14 protein-coding genes and 1 tRNA gene are annotated in these 22,208 nt (G+C 43.4%); 10 read left to right on the forward strand and 5 right to left on the reverse strand.

Annotated features, from left to right (window positions below):
• Positions 1-75: 75 nt before the first annotated feature.
• Positions 76-1,536 (reverse strand): cysteine--tRNA ligase, encoded by a 1,461-nt coding sequence (cysS, locus tag IQ457_RS00770; protein WP_200661693.1) that lies wholly within the window; start codon positions 1,534-1,536, stop codon positions 76-78.
• A 250-nt stretch (positions 1,537-1,786) separates the two neighbouring features.
• On the opposite strand from cysS, the gene IQ457_RS00775 reads away from it, so the two are divergent.
• Positions 1,787-2,386 (forward strand): cob(I)yrinic acid a,c-diamide adenosyltransferase, encoded by a 600-nt coding sequence (locus tag IQ457_RS00775; RefSeq protein WP_144296310.1) that lies wholly within the window; start codon positions 1,787-1,789, stop codon positions 2,384-2,386.
• Between the two features lie 147 nt (positions 2,387-2,533).
• On the opposite strand, the gene IQ457_RS00780 is transcribed toward IQ457_RS00775, so the two are convergent.
• Positions 2,534-3,502 carry a hypothetical protein gene (locus IQ457_RS00780; RefSeq protein WP_200661694.1) on the reverse strand — a complete coding sequence of 323 codons (969 nt, stop codon included), beginning with the start codon at positions 3,500-3,502 and terminating at the stop codon, positions 2,534-2,536.
• A 369-nt stretch (positions 3,503-3,871) separates the two neighbouring features.
• Here IQ457_RS00780 and IQ457_RS00785 point away from each other — a divergent pair, with 369 nt between their 5' ends.
• The 9 genes from IQ457_RS00785 (at position 3,872) to ppc (ending at position 17,309) form a co-directional block, all read left to right on the forward strand.
• Positions 3,872-4,600, forward strand: a complete 729-nt coding sequence (locus IQ457_RS00785) for a glycerophosphodiester phosphodiesterase (protein ID WP_200661695.1) — start codon at positions 3,872-3,874, stop codon at positions 4,598-4,600.
• Between the two features lie 302 nt (positions 4,601-4,902).
• A complete protein-coding gene (locus IQ457_RS00790) occupies positions 4,903-6,300 on the forward strand; it encodes an acyl-CoA desaturase (RefSeq protein WP_242465302.1) in 1,398 nt (465 codons plus the stop codon).
• Positions 6,301-6,589: 289 nt separating this feature from the next.
• On the forward strand, positions 6,590-8,056 hold the full coding sequence (locus tag IQ457_RS00795) for a protein adenylyltransferase SelO (RefSeq protein ID WP_200661696.1): 1,467 nt from the start codon (positions 6,590-6,592) through the stop codon (positions 8,054-8,056).
• 340 nt (positions 8,057-8,396) lie between these two features.
• Positions 8,397-10,718, forward strand: a complete 2,322-nt coding sequence (locus IQ457_RS00800) for an NADP-dependent malic enzyme (RefSeq protein ID WP_200661697.1) — start codon at positions 8,397-8,399, stop codon at positions 10,716-10,718.
• Positions 10,719-10,880: 162 nt separating this feature from the next.
• Positions 10,881-12,068, forward strand: coding sequence for a tRNA nucleotidyltransferase (locus IQ457_RS00805; RefSeq protein ID WP_200661698.1), 1,188 nt, complete (start codon positions 10,881-10,883; stop codon positions 12,066-12,068).
• Positions 12,069-12,126: 58 nt separating this feature from the next.
• A complete protein-coding gene (locus IQ457_RS00810; protein WP_200661699.1) occupies positions 12,127-12,939 on the forward strand; it encodes a pteridine reductase in 813 nt (270 codons plus the stop codon).
• Positions 12,940-13,036: 97 nt separating this feature from the next.
• Positions 13,037-13,113 (forward strand) — tRNA-Ile (locus IQ457_RS00815).
• Between the two features lie 170 nt (positions 13,114-13,283).
• A complete protein-coding gene (locus tag IQ457_RS00820; protein ID WP_242465303.1) occupies positions 13,284-14,444 on the forward strand; it encodes a tyrosine-type recombinase/integrase in 1,161 nt (386 codons plus the stop codon).
• 90 nt (positions 14,445-14,534) lie between these two features.
• On the forward strand, positions 14,535-17,309 hold the full coding sequence (gene ppc, locus IQ457_RS00825) for a phosphoenolpyruvate carboxylase (RefSeq protein ID WP_200661700.1): 2,775 nt from the start codon (positions 14,535-14,537) through the stop codon (positions 17,307-17,309).
• Between the two features lie 709 nt (positions 17,310-18,018).
• Here ppc and IQ457_RS00830 read toward each other — a convergent pair.
• From IQ457_RS00830 to IQ457_RS00840, 3 genes are all read right to left on the reverse strand, one after another.
• Positions 18,019-18,942 carry a LysR family transcriptional regulator gene (locus IQ457_RS00830; RefSeq protein ID WP_200661701.1) on the reverse strand — a complete coding sequence of 308 codons (924 nt, stop codon included), beginning with the start codon at positions 18,940-18,942 and terminating at the stop codon, positions 18,019-18,021.
• Between the two features lie 182 nt (positions 18,943-19,124).
• Positions 19,125-20,489 (reverse strand): NAD-dependent succinate-semialdehyde dehydrogenase, encoded by a 1,365-nt coding sequence (locus tag IQ457_RS00835; RefSeq protein WP_242465304.1) that lies wholly within the window; start codon positions 20,487-20,489, stop codon positions 19,125-19,127.
• A 51-nt stretch (positions 20,490-20,540) separates the two neighbouring features.
• Positions 20,541-22,208 (reverse strand): thiamine pyrophosphate-dependent enzyme, encoded by a 1,668-nt coding sequence (locus tag IQ457_RS00840; RefSeq protein WP_200661703.1) that lies wholly within the window; start codon positions 22,206-22,208, stop codon positions 20,541-20,543.

Genomic DNA, 22,208 nt, shown 5'->3' on the forward strand with positions numbered 1-22,208 from the left:
ATTGGCTAGGTTTGAGTAAGATTTTTGGAACGGTAAAATGTTAATTGATACAATTGCTTATAGCAAGAATATGATTTAAGCACGGCGCCAAGTCGTACCCGCACGGCTGTCTTCAAGCTCAATTCCCGCCTCTTTTAACTGCTCACGTATCTCATCAGCACGGGCAAAGTTTTTATTGGTTTTGGCATCGGCACGCTCGGTGATTAATCCATCGATAGCGTCATCGGACAAACCACCTTCTTGCGCCTCACCCACGACCGCTTGTAAAAACTGCTGTACCGGCAGCTGCAATATATTTAATGTCTGTGCCAAAGCTTTTAGTTGCTGCGCTAACTGCCATGCAGCCTCTGCATCTTCGCCTTTGAGCGCTTTATTGATATCTCGTGCCAGCCCAAATAATACGCTAATAGCCGTTGAGCTATTAAAATCATCATTCATGGCTTTGATAAAGTCTTGTCCTGCCGCGCTATCATAAGCAGAGTTTGTTAGCGCATCATCGATAGTGAGTGTTTGTCCTTTTTGTTGTTCAGCCGCTTTTAATGCTTGATATAGTCTGCTTAGGCTATTGTGCGCTTCATCTAAGGCTTTGTCTGAGAAGTTGACTTGGCTGCGATAGTGACTTGATAACAAGAAAAAGCGCACCGTTTCAGAATGATACTTGGCAATCACATCGCGAATGGTAAAAAAGTTATTTAGCGATTTGGACATCTTTTCGCCATCAACATTGATAAAGCCAACATGCATCCAATTACGTGCGTACTCGCAGCCCGTCGCCGCCTCAGATTGCGCTATCTCGTTTTCATGATGCGGAAACTGTAAGTCATGGCCGCCGCCGTGAATATCAAAAGTATTGCCAAGGCATTTGGTCGACATCGCCGAGCACTCGATATGCCAGCCCGGACGCCCTTGACCCCATGGCGATGCCCATTGTGGCTCACCAGGTTTTGCCGCTTTCCATAGGACAAAGTCAAACGGATTGCGCTTGTCATTTTCGACATTAACGCGCGAGCCCGCTTGCATATCGTCCAAATTGCGCTTGGATAATTTGCCATAATCAGGGAAGCTATCGACTGCATAATAGACATCGCCATTATCGCCAGTGTACGCATAGTCATTGCTGACCAAATTGCCAATCATCTGCTGCATCTCGTCGATATAATCGGTCGCACGTGGCTCAGCATCGGGTGCTAAGCAGCCCAGTGCCGCAAAATCTTCGTGCATCGCGGTGATAAAGCGCTGCGTTAATGCGCCAATCTCTTCGCCGTTTTCGGCTGCGCGAGCGATGATTTTGTCATCTATATCGGTGATATTCCGCACATAATTAACCTCATAACCCAATTGCTTAAGCCAGCGTACCACCATATCAAAAGCAACCACCACCCGCGCATGACCGATATGACAATAATCATAGACCGTCATTCCGCACACATACATGCCGACTTTGCCCGCAACCAGCGGCTTAAATGACCGCTTGCGTCCGTTGAGTGAGTCATAAATGGCAAGCTGAGACATCGCGTCTGCAAGAGGTGTGGTCATAGTAAAAAAGCCTTTTGATAAAAAAGATAAGAGTGAAACGAAAATATTCTTACTGCACACTTAAATAATGAAAACGCTTATTTATAACAATATTTAGCGTCATTATTATTTTTGAAAAAGTAGCAGTATAAAACTTAACCCATTATCTTAGCGAAAATGCTCGTAAAATACTACAATGAGCGCATAACTAACATTCGCAATGCTAAAAAATACTGACTTTTTAACAAACACTAACCTTTAAGGATAAAACATGGGCAATCGTTTAAGCAAAATATATACACGTACTGGCGATGACGGTACCACAGGCATGGCAGATGGCAGCCGCGTGAGTAAAGCGGACAATCTATTTAGCGTCATGGGTGATGTCGATGAGCTCAACTCACATATTGGTTTGGTACGCGCGCAGTTGGCGCAAAACTCGACTGACGCGACAAAAGAAGCCGACTTTGCCCAAGCATTAGTGATTATTCAGCATCTGCTATTTAATATCGGTGGCGAGCTTGCCATGCCAGAATATGAAGGCGTGAATAGCGCGCACATTGCATGGTTAGAGCAACAGATTGACGCGATGAATAGCACTTTGCCGGCGCTAAAAGATTTTATCCTACCAACAGGTTCAGTGTTGGTCAGCCAATTGCATGTCACCCGTACCGTCTGTCGCCGAGCTGAGCGTCAAGCGGTGCTATTGCAGCAGCAGCGACCAGAAGCTATTCGTCCAACGGCAGTTAGCTTTATCAATCGCCTGTCTGACTGGCTGTTTGTTGCTGCGCGTTTTTGCACTGACCCTGAGCAAGTTTCTGAAGTGCTATGGGACAGTCAAGTATTACAAAAATTCGCTGAGAATAAATAGTTTAGCTTTTACTGACCTTCAAAAATTGACCGCTAAAAATCCATGCAAGCAAAAAGCCCGCAAATATCATAAGTTGCGGGCTTTTAAATTTCAAACGCTAGGCTTAAATAATCGATACTGACATTTTATTAAAAAACTGAGAGGTTATTAATAAGTCGCGTCTTTATCTTCGATAATCACCATATCGATACTGTCATCTTTAGGGACTGACTTAGGTGCAGCTGGAGTCGCAGGCGCTGAAGTACTAGGCGTTGGGGCAGCTTGGTTATTGCTTTGGTTATCCTGATTACTCGTGTTCTGGCTACTGTTTTGACTGCTGCTATTTTGATTGACAGTCGGTGGCGTAGCAGGCTCAGCTGGACGCACAGGGGCCGCTGGCGTTACCGGTCTTGGTTGGCGAGTTTGGTTTTCGCTATTGTTTTGTGCCGCTTGAGGGCGGCGTTCGGCTGCTTGCGCGGCACGCTGCTCTTCTAGCGCTGTCTGAAAGGCTGAGCCTGCCACTACTTCTGATACTACGGTCAGCAGCGCTGGCTGTCCAGCGATACGCGTACGTACTTGACCGCCTTGGGTACCAACGACATAGGTAAAGGCATCGTCAACAAGCATGTTGTTATTGATACGGATATTGTCATTGGCTAGGCGTGATTGTAAGCTTGGCTGATTGTTAGCGGCTTGCAGTTGGCTGGCTTGGTATAAGTCTTCACTTGGCAAAGTCATGCTGACACTCGCCTGACAGGTGGTCATGCCATTATCATTTGTGGCTTGTAATACCGCAGCGTTTTGCACATCGATGACGATACCATTGGTTTTACCAGTGACAACGCCACTACTTAAAGCAATTTCAGCATCGTTAGCGTAACTTGCTGCCAAGGTTTGCGCTTGTTGATTGAGCGTATTTTTTAAGGCTGATTTGAGGCGATCTTGTACCATTGGATCATCACAACTTACCGCTGTAGCAGCCGCGTTTTCATTAGTAGCGGTCTCTTCGGTTAGCTCGGCAGTTTCTGTGGTCTCTTCTTTTTCTGAGCGGTTACAGCCTGTAAGTACCAAACTACAGGCGATACCAATACCAGCAACCTTATACCACTTACTCAAACTCTTGTTTGCTACGCTCATCTTTTTTTGCTCCAATTTCCTGATTCGTACCGCCACTGACGGACAGTGTTTTAACATTCAAAAACTTACATGCGCATCATGACATTTAAATGTTAACAATCGTCATGCAAGTTTTGAAAACCACGTTATTATACGGCGTTTGATTTAAATGGTCATCAGTGTAGCCTATTGATATACAAATAACGTCCAACATTGTGTACAAAACCTTGCTTTGGTTGCAAAAAAGCTACAAAGACATATTTTATATCGTAGCTGCAGCTCCTACGTACGCTATATAAGTAATGCTTCTGTTCTCAGATAAATATTTTATTAGACCCCATTTTGCACAGACGATATGATAGCGATAAGAATTTTTGATAGCTATTAATAATGATAAATTTTAAAAATACCCTTTTATTGGGCCATCGCGGGGCGCGCGGTGAAGCATTAGAAAACACCTTAGCAGGCTTTAAACTGGCGCAAAACCTACAAAGCGCGGGTTTAATAGGCGTTGAATTTGATGTGCAATTAAGCGCCGATGGTCACTTGCTGGTCTTTCATGATGATAATTTACAACGCCTATGCGCCCAGCAATCGTGCATCGACCAGTTGAGTCTTGCCGAGATTGGACGCTATTTACAGTCCGGTCATCAGATTACGCCCTTAGCCGAAATAGCCTCTGTACTAACAGGTTTTGGCTATATTGAGCTGGAAATTAAGACGCATGAGCGCACCGATTACAGCAAACTAATCAAGGCGTTAATGCACGATTTAACCGACAGTCCGCTTGCCAGCTTACCCATAGCGCTGACCAGCTTTGATGTCGAATTACACGCGCGGCTGCAACGCAATAAAACCTTACAACATATTCCGCGTGGCTTACTGATTCGCAGCCCTAAAACTTTGCTAAGCGCACCACAAACTGCCTTGCAACTTGGCTGCGTCCAGCTAGGTATTCACTATCCATTGCTGACTCAAGCTGTCATTAAGCACTGTCATCGTTATCACCTGCCAGTCAGCGCGTGGACCGTCAATGATAGCGAAACGATTAAACAGCTTATTACGTGGCAAGTCGACGTCATCATCACCGATTATCCAACCTATTTTCTCATGCGCTAAGTAAGGGAGCTTCTTACCTATCTTTTTGTCATATTTCAAAAAACTTGCTTGAAAATGGCTTAAAAAAGCCAGCTAATTAATTGGCTCGATAGTCGTTTATACATTTTTATCGCACACATATTTATCTTTTTGCTTACACTTTCACTTAACTGCTGATAAGTAAGGGATTATTTGGGTTAATCGCTACCATAACTCCTACAAGTTATTGTTATTTAGAAATATTTTTCTAGTGTATAACTGTTCACTTTACTAGTCTTTTAGGTTAATATGGAGGCTGAAATTAATATCATTAGGATTATTACATGATTGCTAAAAAAGTAATAGGCTTACCACTTAAGGGCTTGCGTTTCGCCATGAAGTCGGGTGATACGCTTATACAGCATGCTGGTACTCAGGCGCTGCGCGTGAAGACGTGGCTTGATACTGGCAAAAGCAAAACTGATGAGGCTGCCGATACGCAGTTTGCGACGACGAGCGGTTATAAAGATGCCAATGCAGTCGCTAACTATGAGGGTATCGATCCGCTTGAGCTTGAATTTCAAAAGTCGCCAATCAACTTGGTTCCAGCGATTTTTCTGATTGCAACGCCTATTGCTGCTGCCGTTATTACGCCATGGTACCTGTTGACCCATCAAGTTAGTGCGCCGGTTTGGGGTGTATTTGGTGCCTTTATGGTGTGGACCGGTATTAGTATTACCGCAGGCTATCACCGCCTATTGTCGCATCGCGCTTATAAAGCCCACCCCTTGGTAAAAAACTTCCTATTACTTGGCTCAACCCTTGCGGTTCAAGGCTCTGCTTTTGACTGGGTATCGGGCCACCGTACGCATCATCGTCATGTTGATGACCGCATGGAAGATCCTTATTCAGCAAGGCGTGGTTTTTGGTTCAGTCATATCGGTTGGATGTTACGCAATTATCCTAGTGGTCGCTTTGATTATAAAAACATTCCTGATTTGACCAAAGATAAAGTGCTACAGATTCAGCATAAATACTATGGTTTATGGGTACTGGCTACCAACGTTGCGATGGTTGCGGCAATTGGTTGGTTAATAGGTGACGTTTGGGGCACGCTAGTATTGGCAGGTCTACTGCGCTTGGTACTGACCCACCACTTTACCTTCTTTATTAACTCGCTATGCCACATGTTTGGTACGCGTCCTTATACGGATACCAATAGTGCACGTGATAACTTTTTCCTTGCTATCTTTACGTGGGGTGAGGGTTATCATAACTATCATCACTTCTTCCAATACGACTATCGTAATGGTGTGAAATGGTGGCAATATGATCCAACTAAATGGCTTATCTTGGGCTTATCTAAACTTGGGCTAACCAGTGAATTGCGTACGGTTGACGACACTACTATTAAGCATGCTGAAGTGCAAATGCAGTTCAAAAAAGCCCAACAGCAGATTGATAACGCTACCGCAAACGGACTTGATATTCCGCATGCGATGAAGAGTTTCCAAGATCGTATCAAGTTTGAATATGATGCCTTTACGCAAACGGTCGAAGAATGGAAAGCGCTAAAAGCCAAAACTATTGAGCTAAAAAAGACCGAGTTTGCTGATCGCCTGCATGAAGTTGAAGAGATGCTAAAGCACGACTATGCCAAAGTTGAGCAAAAGATACTGGCGCATAACAGCAATCTAAAAACGGCGTTTCGCTCTATCGGTCAAAGTCCAAAAGCGGCATAAGCGTTTATAGATTTATTATCTTAGCTTTTATTGTACGTTTCTCCTGCCCTCTATCTGTAAAGATAGGGGGTTTTTTTCAGCCATGAGTTGTGCGCTGCTCGTTTACGCACTTATTATTTTTGCTCACTCATTGTTTATACAGCAATTACAAGAGATGGACAGAGTGAAACGCGGCATTATTAAGGCTATGCTATAGTAAGTTTATTACTCTCTTTACACGCTTTCATTACTCGCTTTTAACCTTAAGTTTTTATATTAAAAATACATACCTTTATATTGGAACGCACCTATGCGCTATCAAAATACTTACGTCACATTAGATACTCGCCTTTATCATGAACAGCAGCCGACACCGCTTGATAATCCGCGCGCTGGTCACTTTAACACCGAAGTTGCCAAGCAATTAGGCTGGCTCGATGACGATGAGCTGATGGCGCGTTGGGTTGAGATATTGGGTGGTCAATACGTGCCAGCTGAGTTTCGGCCGCTATCGATGGCCTATGCTGGTCACCAGTTCGGACAGTGGGCGGGACAATTGGGCGATGGTCGCGGTTTACTGATGGCGCAAGTGCTCGATAATAATGATAAATTACAAGATTTGCATTTAAAGGGCATTGGTCTGACCCCTTACTCACGCATGGGCGATGGGCGTGCGGTGCTGCGTAGTACCATTCGCGAGTATTTGTGCGGTCATGCGCTGACACAACTTGGCATCCCTTCGTCTAATGCCTTGGGCTTTGTGGTATCGGATACTAAAGTTCGCCGTGAGCGTATGGAAGCAGGCGCGGCATTAATGCGCGTCGCTGACAGCCATATTCGCTTGGGTCATGTTGAGTGGATTGCAAGCTTTGCGCCCGACCTGCTTGGCGAGTTTACCGACTATATGATTGATACTTACTATCCAGAATGCCGTGATAGCGAGACGCCAGTCTTAACATTTTTACAAGCGGTGGTTGAGCGAACCGCACGTATGATTGCCGATTGGCAATTGATTGGCTTTGCCCATGGGGTGATGAATACTGACAACCTATCGATTACGGGCAGTACCTTAGACTTTGGGCCGTTTGGTTTTATGGAGCGCTTTAACCCTGCCTGGATTAACAATCATTCTGATCATACTGGACGTTATGCCTATCAAAACCAACCTGCTATCGGTCATTGGAACTTAAATATTTGGCTACCGCATTTTATGCGCTTGGACGGCGTAACACGCGATACCTTGGCTGATTGCCTAGCGCCGTATGAAGCCACCTTTATGCAGCATTATCAGCAAGGCCTCTGCCGTAAGCTTGGGCTGCCGCATAGTAAAGAAAGTTTGGCTCTCGCTTTTGAGTGGTTAACCTTGTTAGAGAATAATTTACTCGACTATAGCAACAGTTTCCGCGCGCTATTGGGTTTGGTCGCGCCAAATGAATATCCGTATGAGCAAGAATTGCTGGCAAAAATGACTGCTGAGTTTAATAATGAGGCACAGCACGTTTGGCAACAATGGTCAACAAGGTATTTAGCAGCGCTAGAGCCGTTATCTAGCGAAGCCTCTATTGAACAAATGCATAGCAATAATCCGGTTTATGTACTACGTAATAGTGTGGCACAGCGGGCGATTACGGTGGCGGAACAAGGCCAATTTGAAGAGTTAAATCGAGTCTTTGACTTACTTGCCAATCCTTACAACGTCCAAGACATCGCCACTGAGCTCGATACCATGCCGCCCGCGCCACATGCGCCGCAAATGCCAATCAGCTGTTCTTCGTAAGAGAATACGGACAAGCTGCTATTCTGTAATGTTTTGAAACATTAGGCAATTATGGTTGATATCGAGGGGCGTTTTTTGCCATTATCAAACAGCGAAATAACGAATATCATTTTATTATATTATTCACCTAATTGAGATGACTTGACTAGGCAGTGAAATACCAATAGTGCTAGAATAACGCTTCCTGTGAGATTGCTGTTTTTACGCTGATGTCTAGTCGCCGAGCACGACCTTTTTAGTATAAATGTGCCTTAATTATCATAGTCATGATAATGAAGCATAGACATTGGTTTTTATCACCATTTACTTTATTCCAATTATTCCAACCATGGCAATTATTATGAATGACGATATCACTTTGAATACGGACACCCCTACTACGGAAAAAGAGCAGTTTGAACAATCTGCCTTACACTACCATGAGTTTCCGCGCCCCGGTAAAATCTCAGTTACGCCTATCAAGCAACTGGCCAACCAACGCGATTTGGCACTTGCTTACTCTCCAGGGGTTGCGATACCTTGTCTTGAGATTCAAAGAGATCCAGCGTTAGCGGCTAAATATACTGCTCGTAGCAACTTGGTTGGCGTGATAACCAACGGTACTGCGGTGCTTGGTTTAGGGAATATTGGTCCATTGGCGTCTAAGCCTGTCATGGAAGGTAAAGGGGTTTTATTCAAAAAATTTGCTGGTATTGACGTTTTTGATATTGAAATTGCCCAAAATGATCCAGATAAGTTCATCGAAGCGGTTGCCTCGCTTGAGCCTACTTTTGGTGGTATTAACCTTGAAGACATCAAAGCCCCAGAATGTTTCAAAATCGAGCGCGAATTGCGTGAGCGCATGAATATTCCGGTATTCCACGATGACCAACATGGTACCTCAATCATTGTTGCCGCGGCGATGCTAAACGCCTTGCTCATCACTGGCAAAAAAATCGAAGAGATTAAAGTGGTCTGCTCTGGCGCAGGTGCGGCAGCCATCTCTTGCTTGGATATCATTTGTGCGCTTGGCGTAGATAAAAACAATATCTTTGTATCAGACTCACGCGGTATCATTACCACCAGCCGTGAAAACCTTGATGAAACCAAGCAGCGTTATGCGCGCAATACCACCGCCACTACCATCGAAGAAGTGATGGATGATGTCGATATGTTCTTAGGCCTATCAATGCCTGGCACCTTGACTGAAGACATGGTGCGCCGTATGGCAAAAGACCCAATTGTCTTTGCCCTTGCCAACCCAACGCCTGAAATTATGCCAGAAGTGGCGCACGCCGTACGTCCAGACGTTATCATGGCAACCGGTCGCTCAGATTATCCAAACCAAGTAAACAACGCGCTATGCTTCCCTTATATCTTCCGCGGTGCACTTGACGTTGGGGCGACAGCGGTTAATGAAGAGATGAAAATCGCTTGCGTAAAAGCCATCGCGGCTATGGCGCATGTTGAAGCGACACCAATGAATAACGTGAAAAACGTTGAGAGTACGCCAAGCTTTGGCCGTGATTACCTTATCCCAGGCCCTCTTGAGCCAAACCTAATCATCGAAATCGCCTCTGCGGTTGCCAAAGCCGCGATGGATTCTGGCGTAGCAACCCTGCCTATCTCTGATATGAAAGCCTATCGTCAACGCTTGTCTGAGTTTGTTTATAACTCAGCGTTCGTGATGAAGCCTATCTTTGCCCGCGCGAAAGCCGATCCTAAACGCATTGTTTACTGTGAAGGCGAAGACCGCAACGTACTGCTTGCCGTACAAGTGGTCGTTGATGAGCAATTGGCGCATCCAATCTTGGTTGGTCGCCCTGCCATCATTGAAAAGAACATTGAAAGATTAGCGCTGCGTCTAAAAGATGGCGAAAACATCACCATTATTAATCAAGACGATGATCCACGCTATAAAGACTACTGGCAAGGCTACTACGAGAAAAATAAACGTAATGGTGTCAGTATTGAGCTTGCGCGCCGTGATGTCCGCCGTAAGACTTCTTTAATCGGTGCCCTACTGGTTGAAAACGGTGATGCTGATGGCATGATTTGTGGTACTTTTAGCTACTATCATCTGCATTTAAAATACGTCAGCCGAGTTATCGACAAAAAAGCAGGCGTCAGCGATTTTTATGCGATGAACGCGGTATTGATGCAAGATCGTAATATCTTTATTGCCGACACTTACATCCATGAAGACCCAACGGCTGAGCAGTTGGCTGAAATGACGGTACTTGCAGCCGATCAGTTACGTCACTTTAATATTACGCCGCGTGTGGCTTTGGTTTCGCATTCAAACTTTGGTACCTCAGACCGCGAAAGCGCAGTAAAAATGCGTCGAGTGTATGAGCTACTGACAGAAATGAATGTGGACTTTGACTTCGACGGTGAGATGCAAGGGGATGCAGCACTTGATGAGCATATCCGTGCCAATGACTTACCATCAAGCAACCTAAAAGGCTCAGCAAACTTGCTTATCTTGCCAACGCTTGATTCAGCAAATATTGCTTTCAACCTACTAAAAACGGCAACTGGCAGTGCGTCTATTGGACCTATTTTGCTAGGCGCGAGCAAACCTGTGCATATCCTAACTCCATCAGCGACAGCACGCCGTGTGGTCAATATGACAGCGCTTGCAGTTACTGAAGCTCAAGACTTAATCAATGAGCAAAAATAGTCGTTTATGTCATATATAAACGCCTTATTACGACGGTCTTCTAGCGTTCATTTATAGAAACCGTCTGCTATACTAAAACCAGTCAATACTTATATCGGTGTTGACTGGTTTTTTTTGGGTAGAATAATATGGCAAATATTGAATAATTATAAAGAGACTATTATGCAAGTGTATCTCGTCGGCGGCGCTGTCCGTGACCAATTATTGGGTCGTCCTATCAAAGACAAGGATTTTGTCGTCGTTGGCGCGACGGTCGCAGATATGCTGGATGCAGGATTTCAGCAAGTGGGCGCAGACTTTCCAGTATTTTTGCATCCTATTAGTCATGAAGAGTATGCGCTGGCGCGTACAGAACGCAAACAAGGGCGGGGCTATCAAGGCTTTAGCGTACATGCCAGCCCTGATGTGACGTTACGTGAAGACTTACAACGTCGCGACTTGACCGTCAACGCTATGGCAATAGAAGTTAAAAGCCTTATGGATGATACGCCGATAAGTGGCGACGTTGTCGATTACTATGGCGGTTTGAACGACATTCATAGCAAAACCTTGCGTCATGTATCAAGCGCGTTTAGTGAAGACCCATTACGGGTACTGCGCACCGCCCGTTTTTATGGCCGCTATTATGATTTGGGCTTTAGTATTGCCGATGAAACCTTGCTATTGATGCGTGAGTTGGTGCGTTCAGGCGAGCTTGCGCATCTAAGTAGTGAGCGTATTTGGCAAGAATCGAGCCGTGCTATGATGCAAGTATCGCCGCAGGTATATTGGCAACAGCTGTTTGAGATTGGGGCGTTGACGGAGTATTTTGCTCCACTACAGCAAGTTTGGAATGATAAACAGTACGATCAAATACGAGAGATTGTACAAACCGCATTGTATTTCGCCGGTCAAATGCAATTAAATTTATCGCAGCGCTGGGCGTTATTAATGGCCAGTCTGAACACAGATTTATTTACTTTAAACTCTACAGAAACTCTTTCGGTTAATATAGAGGCAGCGGTTAAAGGTATTCATGGGATAGGAAACAGTACAAAGGTGCCAAAAGCGCATAGCCAGTTTGCCACTTTATTTGTGCAGCAAGCGAAAAATCTTAGCCGCATAGACCAGCTGAGCGCCGCCGAGAAAATCGATCTTATTCAAGCTTGTAGCGCTCATAAAGCGCCCGAGAAACTGTCGCAGCTCTTGGTCACCAGTCATGTCTTAAAACTGGCCATACAGCACCGCCAAATGATGCTCGCCTTAAATAGCTTTCATGCAATCAGCATGGATAATATTGACCAGAAACTAAAAGGCCCAGCGATAGGCGAAGCATTACGCCGACGTAGAATTGAGCATTTACAAACATAACCTGTCTTGTAAACAAGCACTTTCAACCAGCAATTTAAATAACAAAAATACCTTTAATATGAACCAAGAATTTAGCTTAAGCCAATCAAAATATTCTAATACCTCAGCGCCCGTAATGGTAGTCACCGGTGGCGCTAAGCGTATTGGTGCGGCTATTGTCCGTGCCGCCCATGAGCAAGGCTACCGTGTCATTATTCATTGTCATCATAGTGAGCAAGAAGCCAATGACCTAGCCGATACGCTGAATCACAGTCGTCCTGATAGCGCGGTCGTCGTCCTTGCAGATTTGACGGTTGTTAACAATAGCGAGATGCTACAGCAATTTACTCAAAATATTATACAAGCATTTGGGCAACTCGATGTCCTAGTGCATAACGCCTCTCGCTTTTATCCAAGTCCACTTGGTGATATAGATCTAGAGCAATGGGATGATTTATTTTTAACCAACGCCAAAGCGCCCTTATTATTAAGCCAAGCGCTATATCCTTATCTACGGACCCGGCAGGGCTGTATCATTAGCCTACTCGATATCCATGCGCATAATAAACCTTTTAAAGATTATGCCATCTACAATATGGCAAAGGCGGCGCATCGCATGATGGTACAGTCTTTTGCGCTTGATATGGCGCCAGAGGTACGTGTCAATGGCATCGCTCCTGGCGTGAACATCCTACCAGAAGCAGATAGCGACCAAGCACTTCACCCGCAGCAGCAAAAAAGCATCATCGACTCCATTCCTATGCAGCGGATAGGCAAACCTGAGGAAATTGCCCATAGTGTGCTTTATCTGGCGCACGCCCGTTATGTGACGGGTGAAATAATTACTGTCGATGGTGGTCGCAGCCTGACATTGGCTGGCGGTGGTGTTTGACCAGGAAAAAAGTGGCTTTTTGAATAATATCTGTCTGACAGGCCATCTTTTACTTGAAAATTTAAAAAAATCGGGTATCATTGTGCGTCTAACGTTAGGGCCCATAGCTCAGTTGGTTAGAGCAGAGGACTCATAATCCTTTGGTCGTAGGTTCAAGTCCTACTGGGCCCACCATATTCAAACCCTTACAGTCATTGACTTGTAAGGGTTTTTTATTGTCTAAAATTTATGTGACTGCATGGACTTAGTTGGTTTTTTGATACTATCTTGATACTTTGACCCTTATAGTAATTAAAGTATGATACTACTAACACTATGGTTATATACTGCTGCATGGGTGATATATGAAGGTTAAACTTACCAAAAAATTTATCGATTCAGTAGACTATACCGCTAAAGGTACTGAAATCTACATGGACGATGTACTAACTGGTTTTGCACTACGTGTAGGAAAGCAATCAAAGCGCTATACATTGCATAAGCGCATCAACGGAAAGCTGCATAGAAACGAGGTAGAAGAAGCGCATTTAATTACGCTAACCGAAGCACGTGAAAAAGCCAGCATAATGATGGCAAACATAAAAAAAGGTATGCATGTTTACGATGGCCTTCACGAGAACTTGGAAGATCCGAAAGATAAGACCAATAATGTACCGACACTTAAAGAAGCTTATCACTACTTTAAATCAACAAAGACTGGCTTAGCTAAAGGCACTATTACTACTTATGATCGTCAAATACTACAGAAGCTGAAAGACTGGTTAAATATTTCTCTAAATGATATTACTAAGTCAATGATAAGTGATAAGCATAAAGAGATAAGTAAACATAGTGAAGCTCAGGCTAACGCAACTATGAGAGCTCTAAGGTCAGTTTGGAATTATTGCCGTGATAGCTTTTTAGATGATGATGAAGATTTTTTAATTAAAGAGCAACCAGTACGCATACTTAACGCCAAGAAAGATTGGAATAAAGTTAAGCCACGTACCAAGCATATTGAAGAAGAATATTTAGGTATGTACCTCAAAACACTTTTAAATTATGTTGATAGAAGCTCACACATGCAAGCACCTCATAGCAATAATGCACGAGATATCATGCTACTTTTTATGTTCACTGGTGTACGTTTGAATGAAGCGCAGTCCTTAAAGTGGTCTGACATCGACCTTAAAGCTGGCCGGATAGTATTTAAAGATACAAAAAATGGTTCTGATTATCATATGCCTACTAGTAATATACTACAGGCTCTACTTGAGGAAAGGCGGAGGTTGAGTTCAGGCAAGCAATGGGTATTCCCAAGTGACTTGCAAGCCAGCGATGACCATATAAAAGATTTAAGCGGTAGTTATAAGGCCATAGGTAATCAAGCAAACCTATATATTACTCCACATGATTTGCGCCGTACTTTCGGAACAGGGGTTAATCCTATCTTTGATCCCAGAAAGGCTGGCGTGGATAATGCAGACTTCTGGATAGGCTACAGTGATGAACATGGTCATAAATAATGGTCTTACCTATTGTTTTAAACAATAGACTGCGATATAAATTAGCCTATCAGGACTATTTCACCCACTAATTTAACGAGAAGGTTAAGGATGACTATAAATAACGACGTATTACGTGAGCGCATCAGCTTATTAGGCTCATTCCTAGGAGATGCGATTTCTCGCCAGACGGGCGAAGAAACACTTAATACGATTGAAACCCTGCGTAAAGGTTTTATTCAACAACGCCGTGAGCCTAACGAAACGAATAAGCGACAACTTATCGACTTCATCGCCTCGTTAGATAATCGAACCTTAAAAAATGTCATCCGCAGCTTTTCTATCTATTTCTTTTTAGCAAATCTAAGTGAGGAAAATTACTTACGCGAGCAGCGTCATGCCTTGCGTATGCAATCCGATCAAAGCTGGGAAGGCTCGTTTCGCCGTACTTTACTAGAATGTCGCGAACGCAATATTGAACCTGCCCAAATGCAAGAGCTGATTGAGCAGCTGAAATTTATACCCGTATTTACCGCGCATCCTACTGAAGCGCGCCGCCGTACGACCATGAATCTATTGCAGAGTCTATTTACTCATAGCGACGCCTTAAACAATCTTGCAGAAGACAGCTTTGCCTACGAACAAGCGAAAGAGAAAACGGCGCAGACGATTGATTTATTATGGTCATCGGATGAAGTGCGTACGCGTAAGCCTTTAGTTTATGATGAGATAAATAATGGCCTGCATTATTTTAATGCCAGTTTATTCAATGCCATTCCAAAGGTTTATCGCAATATTAAAGACGCCATTGTTGACATCTATCCAGAGCTAACAGACTACCCGTTACCTGCTTTCATGAGCTTTGGCTCTTGGATAGGTGGCGATAGAGATGGTAATCCCTTTGTCACTCATGACACTACAGAAATGGCGGTATTGATGCATGCTGATACCGTGCTGCGTCATTATCAAGTACTGCTAAAAAAACTGCGTCGTGAACTTATTCATAGCGATACGATTATTAAGATTGCGCCAGACGTTTATGCTCGTATAAAGGAGTATGCCACTCTCGAGCAAAAAGTATTTTATTATAATCCTGACGATTACAACAATGAGCCGTACCGTAGGTTGCTATCGATTATCCTTGCCAAAATAAAAGCGACCAATCGCCACATTCAAAGCAAAGGTACAGACCTCGACGCCGCACACGATGCTTACGCCAACCCACAAGAGTTGTTAGAAGATTTACGTATCATTCGAAAAAGTGTCAATACTCATGACAAGGCTCATGGCGAAGGGCTATTACTCGATACGATTCGTCTGGTCAAAACCTGCGGCTTTCATCTAGCAGCGCTCGATATCCGCCAAGAGTCGTCTTATCATAGCGATGTGATCGCCGATATTTTCGCCAATGCCTCAAATTTACCAGACTATCAGACTCTGGGTGAAACCGAGCGCCAAGAGTGGTTGACGCGTTTACTTGCAAAGCCTGGTACACCGCTCATTTATACCGATAACTTGACTGATAAAACCCGTGAACAATTAGCCTTGATGAACTCAGTGGCAACATTACGTAAGCTGGTCGGGCAAGATACGTTTGGCAGTTATGTCATTTCGATGACCAATAATGCCAGTCAATTATTAGAAGTCTTACTACTGATGCGTTTTGCAGGCTTATGCAGGGTTGATGATGCAGGTCAGCTGTCTGCTGACTTACCCGTCGCACCCTTGTTTGAAACCATTGAAGATCTTAAAAATATCGATAAGATCTTACCTGCCGTGTTGGACAATCCGCTATATCGAGGGTTGCTTGCGCACTCAGATAATACCCAAGAAATCATGTTAGGCTATTCAGATTCATCGAAAGATGGCGGTATTATTACGTCTGCATGGCAGCTCTATAGCGCGCAGCAAACCATTAACCGTATCGCTGCTGAATATGGTATCAAAACACGCCTGTTTCATGGGCGCGGTGGCTCTGTCAGTCGTGGCGGTGGCTCAACGCATAATGCAATTGCCGCTCAGCCCGCAGGGACACTGCATGGAGAAATTAAAGTCACTGAGCAAGGTGAAGTCCTTTATGCCAAATATGCCAACACCGATACTGCTGTATTTGAGCTTACCATGGGCATCACTGGTACGCTTAAAGCGTGCTCAACAAGATTTGTGGTGCAACCGCCTGAACTACCAAATTATGAAGCACTCTTTGCGCGTCTAGCAGATGCGGGTGAACAAAGTTATCGTACGCTTACGGACCATACCGAAGGGTTTTATCAGTTCTATTCACAAGTGACGCCAGTGCAGGAAATCTCTTTATTAAATATCGGCTCACGCCCAGCGCACCGCAACAAAGGTCTGCCAAGTAAGACAACCTTGCGGGCGATTCCTTGGGTATTTGGTTGGTCTTTAGCGCGCTTTACCCTACCAGCTTGGTATGGCGTAGGTAGTGCTCTTCATAGCGTTAAACAAGACGAAGCTTTAATGAGGGAGATGAACAGTTGCTGGCCATTTTTTAACGTATTTATTAGCAATATTGAAATGGCGTTTACCAAATCTGAGATGAGCATTGCTCAGGCTTATAGCCAGTTATGTGAAGATGAGGGATTACGTGAAAAGATTATGCAAGCGGTAATCGATGAGCATCATCTAACCTTCTCAGGTTTGAACTCTTTGCTTAACCAGACATCGTTATTGGCGCATCAGCAAAGCCTTGCCGCGTCCCTACAATGGCGAAATGCTTATTTAGATCCGATTAATTATATCCAAATTGAGCTATTAAAACGTGCCAGACAAAAAGACGCTACAGATAATGACGATGATCTTGCTGTTGAAGATCCATTAATACGTAGTATCAATGCTTTGGCAGCGGGTCTACGCAATACGGGTTAATTAATAGAGAATTACGTTCAGATATCTAACTTATGACCTAAATACATTGACTTCCTTTAATTAAATTAAAAAGGTTGAAAAGGTGTAAGGGTCAACTAATTTAGATATCTGAGCTATGCTAGTAGTTAAATCTCTGTATAAGGGGCTAACTTTTGTTTTTATAACAGGCGTTATAGCAAATAAAAGAATTCGTTGAATATATTAGTATATATAGTCAGACCCCCAATGATGTTAATATCACCTAAAAAGAAAACTTTTGAACTGATATTTATTCTTATTAAGGGATAGCTTTAAAGTTAATATCGATAGCGAAGAAAGATTCAATATTAGGGCGTGTCTTCATTTTAAAAATGAGATAAATTGCAGTCAAACAAGGAAAATAGCGCCGTTAATATCGGGATATTACCTAGCTATTTGATGAAGTTTGGCAAAATTTAGCCATTTTTAGTTCATTTAGATGTCCATCGATTGAATTGAAGACACGCCCTAGAGTAAACCCAATATTAATTTAAAACTATCATTTATTAGGTGGCATACACCCAATACTATGGTGCCCGAAATATCATTAACCTTTCCATTACAATGGATTTATTTTACACTGATGATTCAAAAAAGACCTAAATACTATCGTTTGTATAGTCTAGAAGGTTTAGGTATGAAATCACTTTTCTCAGATGGTGTTGTTAATATTGGGGTTTGAGGGTTTTAATTAAAGAGAAACATCAAATTCTATAATCTCTTCAATAAATTTAGCTTCGATAGGTGATAAAGCGCGGTCTTTATGCCAAAAAAGATAAACGGGTATATCAGCGATACCTTCGTTTGGCGGTAAACGTCTCAGCTTAAACTCTAGGTGCGTTGCAGCAATAAATTGATCTGGTAGCGCGCCGATTCCATAGCCAGTATAAATCAAACGGACCGCTTCATCTAAATTGTTGGTATAAGCACTAATGCGGCCAGTGATATCATGGTTTTCTTTAAATACCGTAATTGGCGAAAGAACATCCCCAATATCTTCACTACTAAAAGCGATATAATCCTCCGTCAACAAGTCATCAAAACTCAAATCAGGCACTGAAAACAGAGGATGGTGATAGCCGCAGTATAGGTAATACCGCTGAGTAAATAATAATTGGTGATTAAGGATTTCTGGGATATGTCGGGCTAAGCAGATACCTACAGCAGGCGTCTTTTGTTTGAGGTTATTTAAAATATCCATACTTGATTTTACTGTCAAATCTAAAGTTATATTTGGATATTTTTTTTTGAAATATACTAAAAAATCATTGTATTTTGGATTATGGAGTCGACTGGCGACCAGCAATTTAATCTCGCCTTCTAAGAGATGTGAATTGCTACCCTTCATAGCCTCAATTGAGGTTATTTCTGTAAATATCGTTTGGGCAACTTGAAGACAGTAATGCCCGATGGGTGTAAGCTCTAACGGTTTGGTATTACGAATGACCAGCTGACTTTCGAGCTGCTCTTCAAGCTTTTTAAGGTTTTGACTGACCGCTGATTGGGTGATATTTAAGCGATTTGCAGCTGTACTAATACTCCCTTCCTCATAGATAACAATTAATACATGAAGTAATGTCCAATTCAAGCTATCGGCTAATTTCTGTTGCAGCATGGTAGTTTCAGCACTTATACTCTAGATATATTGATAACCAATCAACATGAAAGGCCTGCTAAAAACACAGAGGATTTAGTTTTTATGATACTCATCCAGCCTGTGAATGTTTAACGCACCTTTCATCATTGTCCTCAGCTCATAATACAATATAGCTAGAGATAACGGGACTGTATAAACGCTTATTTATTATATAGCTTAAAATTTACGAACTCATTCATCCCACAAGGACCAAGCTCGCGGCCAAAACCTGAGCGCTTAACACCACCAAAAGGCATTTCAGCTGCTGTCCCCGGTGCTTGATTAAACGTCACCATACCAACATTCAGCCGCTCGGCGATTGCTTGTCCACGTGCCATATCTTGCGTATGAATACATGCTCCTAGACCAAATGGCGTATCGTTAGCAAGCCTTATAGCCTCCTCAATATCAAGCGCTTTATATACGACAGCTACTGGTCCAAACAGCTCATCATAATAGGCTTGCATATCTGGGGTTACGTCAGCTAATAGCGCAGGTTTAAACCATGCCCCCGATTTTTCTATCTGTCCACCCGCTACTAGTACTGTAGCACCTTGCGTTATGGCATTATCGTATTGTGCTTGAAGTGTTTCTAAAGCTTGGCTAGAAGATAATGGTCCTAAAAAAGTCTTTTTACATAATGGATCAGCAGGCTCTAACGACTCAACGTTATGGGTTAATTTTTCTACAAATTCCTCATAAATATCCGCTTGTAGAATAATACGTTTTGCCGCGTTACAGGCTTGACCAGCATTACCAAATCTACCAATGAATGCACAGGTTACTGCTTGATCGATATCTGCATCTGCTAAGACTATAAATGGGTCCGAACCTCCTAATTCGAGCACTACCTTTTTCAGTGCCGCACCTGCTGTCTGTGCAACAGCCGCACCTGCCCGCTCCGATCCTGTTAAGGAAACCCCTTGAATACGCTTGTCATTAATGATCGATGTAACTTGGTCATTAGTTGCAAAAATATTATTATAAACACCTTTAGGTAAGCATGCTTGTGCCAATATAGTAGTAATAGCTACAGCCGACTCTGGGCATGAAGGCGCATGCTTCAACACCATCGCATTACCTAGCATCAAGTTCGGTGCAATAAATCGTGCTACCTGATAATGAGGATAATTCCATGGCATGATGCCCAGCAATACTCCGATAGGTTCTTTTTTTACTACGGCGTTTTGAGCATTAGGCAAATCTGCTGTCGTTAAGAACTGCTCACCATACTTGGCATAATAGCGAAATATATCACTGACTAATGCAAGCTCCCCCTCACCTTGCGCCACAGGCTTACCCATTTCGCGTGCCATAATTCTCGCTAAGGCTTGCCGTTGCTTGTCATACAGATCAGCAATATTATTTAATATTCGTACACGCGAGTTGATGTCACTTGTACGCCACACCTGATAAGCATCATCTGATTCGGTAATGATAGCCTGTATTTCGTGATCAGAATGATTGGTATATTGCTTTTCTATCTCTCCAGTTGCCGGATTCGTTACTTGATAGCTGGTCATCATACTTCCTTGTTATGAATAATTATTAGCATAAGATATTAATTAAATTAACAGCTAGGGCATTAGCTCCTCAGGATCAGTAATCACGTGCAACAATACCGTTTTACGTTCTTCTGTGACGACCTGCATCGCCTCAGTGACACTCGCTTTAATATCGTTATTACTAGTGATTCGTATGCCATGAGCACCAAAGGCGTTAGCGAGTGCTGCAAAGTCAGGATTTTGTAGCTGCGTACCAGACACCCGGTCAGGATAATGTGCTTCTTGATGCTGGCGGATAGTACCAAACTGTTGATTGTCCATCAAAATAATTAAAACAGGGGCATCATAACGAATGGATGTTGATAATTCCGCTTCATTCATCATAAATTCGCCATCGCCAGTGACCACAATCGATAGGCGTTCTGGCGACTCTAAAGCAGCAACAATACCTGAAGGCAAGCTATAGCCCATCGCGCCATTTCTAGTACTGAGCTGACTTGGGAAAGTATGCGTAGGCAGATAACGCTGCGCCCATAAGCAGTGATTACCGGCACCAAAACTATATACGGCATCTTTAGGTAACTGCTTAGTGACCTGCTGGATCACTTGCGTCATACTGGCATAATTTTGATCAGCGGCTACATCAGTGATGTGATGAGTTTCTGTTGCTTTTTTTGGAAAAGCACAATCCTTTCTTTGTTGTTCATGACAATAATTAAACCAAGTCTCACGAGACGCTGATTTTGCCAACGACATTTTACTCATCGCTTTAACAAAACTAATAGGGCTAGAGACAATATGCGCAGTAACTGAGCCACTATGACCGCGCAAACTAGTATCTAAATTGACAATGTAGTTAGGTTTATCAAAAGACTGTCGCAATTTATAGCCATCACTAGCGACATCACCTAACACAGTACCTATCGTCAGCAGCACATCAGCCGTTTCGATAAGAGCAGCACACTCATCCGAGCGCCCGTAACCTAGATAGCCTGCGTGGGCAGGAGAGTTAAAAGTCACTCTGTCTGAGGCTCGCCAATCATGAATAACAGGAATACAATTATCTTCGGCAAACTTTGTTAGCTGTACAGAAGCCTCTGTCGTCCAATTTTGTCCTCCTGCAAAAATCAGCGGCTTTTCAGCATTCGATAACGCATTTAATATTACCTCAAGCTTATCATCGCATATAGAACCTTCAGCAACAGGTATCACTGGATGCAATTGCCCGTGAAACTCCTGCTGAATAATATCTTCAGGCAGTCCCACAACGACAGGACCTGGTCGTCCTTCTAAAGCCGCATGAAATGCTTTTGCCACAATCTCAGATGCTCTTGAAACTTCATCTAATATGAATACACGCTTACACTGACTAGAGAACCACTGCTTAGGGTCAAACTCTTGAAATGACTCGCGATCTCTATCAGCAACAGGGATAAGTCCAATGAATAATATAAGTGGCACACCATCCTGCCATGCAGTATGGATACCAGTATAAGCTTGCGCAGCGCCCGGTCCACGGGTCACCATGGCAATACCTGGTTGACCCGTAAACTTACCATGAGCATCTGCCATATAGGTACAAGCGGCTTCGTGTCGGCATATAATTGTTTGGATATCAGCGTTGTATAATCCATCTAATACCGAGAGATAACTCTCACCAGGAACGACATAGGTGCGACTGACTCCATGTAATTGCAGACTATCTACGATCGCTTGACCACCATGGATGATATTCTTCAT

The organism is Psychrobacter sp. M9-54-1, assembly GCF_016613355.1.
GTDB classification, from domain to species: Bacteria; Pseudomonadota; Gammaproteobacteria; order Pseudomonadales; family Moraxellaceae; genus Psychrobacter; species Psychrobacter faecalis.

What these genes read in the sequence shown, in the direction of transcription:
- IQ457_RS00785 (WP_200661695.1), top strand. Translation starts at nt 3,872, where the DNA reads ATGATAAATTTTAAAAATACCCTTTTATTGGGCCATCGCGGGGCGCGC.
- IQ457_RS00780 (WP_200661694.1), bottom strand. Translation starts at nt 3,502, where the DNA reads ATGAGCGTAGCAAACAAGAGTTTGAGTAAGTGGTATAAGGTTGCTGGT.
- IQ457_RS00820 (WP_242465303.1), top strand. Translation starts at nt 13,284, where the DNA reads ATGAAGGTTAAACTTACCAAAAAATTTATCGATTCAGTAGACTATACC.
- IQ457_RS00795 (WP_200661696.1), top strand. Translation starts at nt 6,590, where the DNA reads ATGCGCTATCAAAATACTTACGTCACATTAGATACTCGCCTTTATCAT.
- ppc (WP_200661700.1), top strand. Translation starts at nt 14,535, where the DNA reads ATGACTATAAATAACGACGTATTACGTGAGCGCATCAGCTTATTAGGC.
- IQ457_RS00775 (WP_144296310.1), top strand. Translation starts at nt 1,787, where the DNA reads ATGGGCAATCGTTTAAGCAAAATATATACACGTACTGGCGATGACGGT.
- IQ457_RS00810 (WP_200661699.1), top strand. Translation starts at nt 12,127, where the DNA reads ATGAACCAAGAATTTAGCTTAAGCCAATCAAAATATTCTAATACCTCA.
- cysS (WP_200661693.1), bottom strand. Translation starts at nt 1,536, where the DNA reads ATGACCACACCTCTTGCAGACGCGATGTCTCAGCTTGCCATTTATGAC.
- IQ457_RS00800 (WP_200661697.1), top strand. Translation starts at nt 8,397, where the DNA reads ATGAATGACGATATCACTTTGAATACGGACACCCCTACTACGGAAAAA.
- IQ457_RS00830 (WP_200661701.1), bottom strand. Translation starts at nt 18,942, where the DNA reads ATGCTGCAACAGAAATTAGCCGATAGCTTGAATTGGACATTACTTCAT.
- IQ457_RS00805 (WP_200661698.1), top strand. Translation starts at nt 10,881, where the DNA reads ATGCAAGTGTATCTCGTCGGCGGCGCTGTCCGTGACCAATTATTGGGT.
- IQ457_RS00840 (WP_200661703.1), bottom strand. Translation starts at nt 22,208, where the DNA reads ATGAAGAATATCATCCATGGTGGTCAAGCGATCGTAGATAGTCTGCAA.
- IQ457_RS00835 (WP_242465304.1), bottom strand. Translation starts at nt 20,489, where the DNA reads ATGATGACCAGCTATCAAGTAACGAATCCGGCAACTGGAGAGATAGAA.
- IQ457_RS00790 (WP_242465302.1), top strand. Translation starts at nt 4,903, where the DNA reads ATGATTGCTAAAAAAGTAATAGGCTTACCACTTAAGGGCTTGCGTTTC.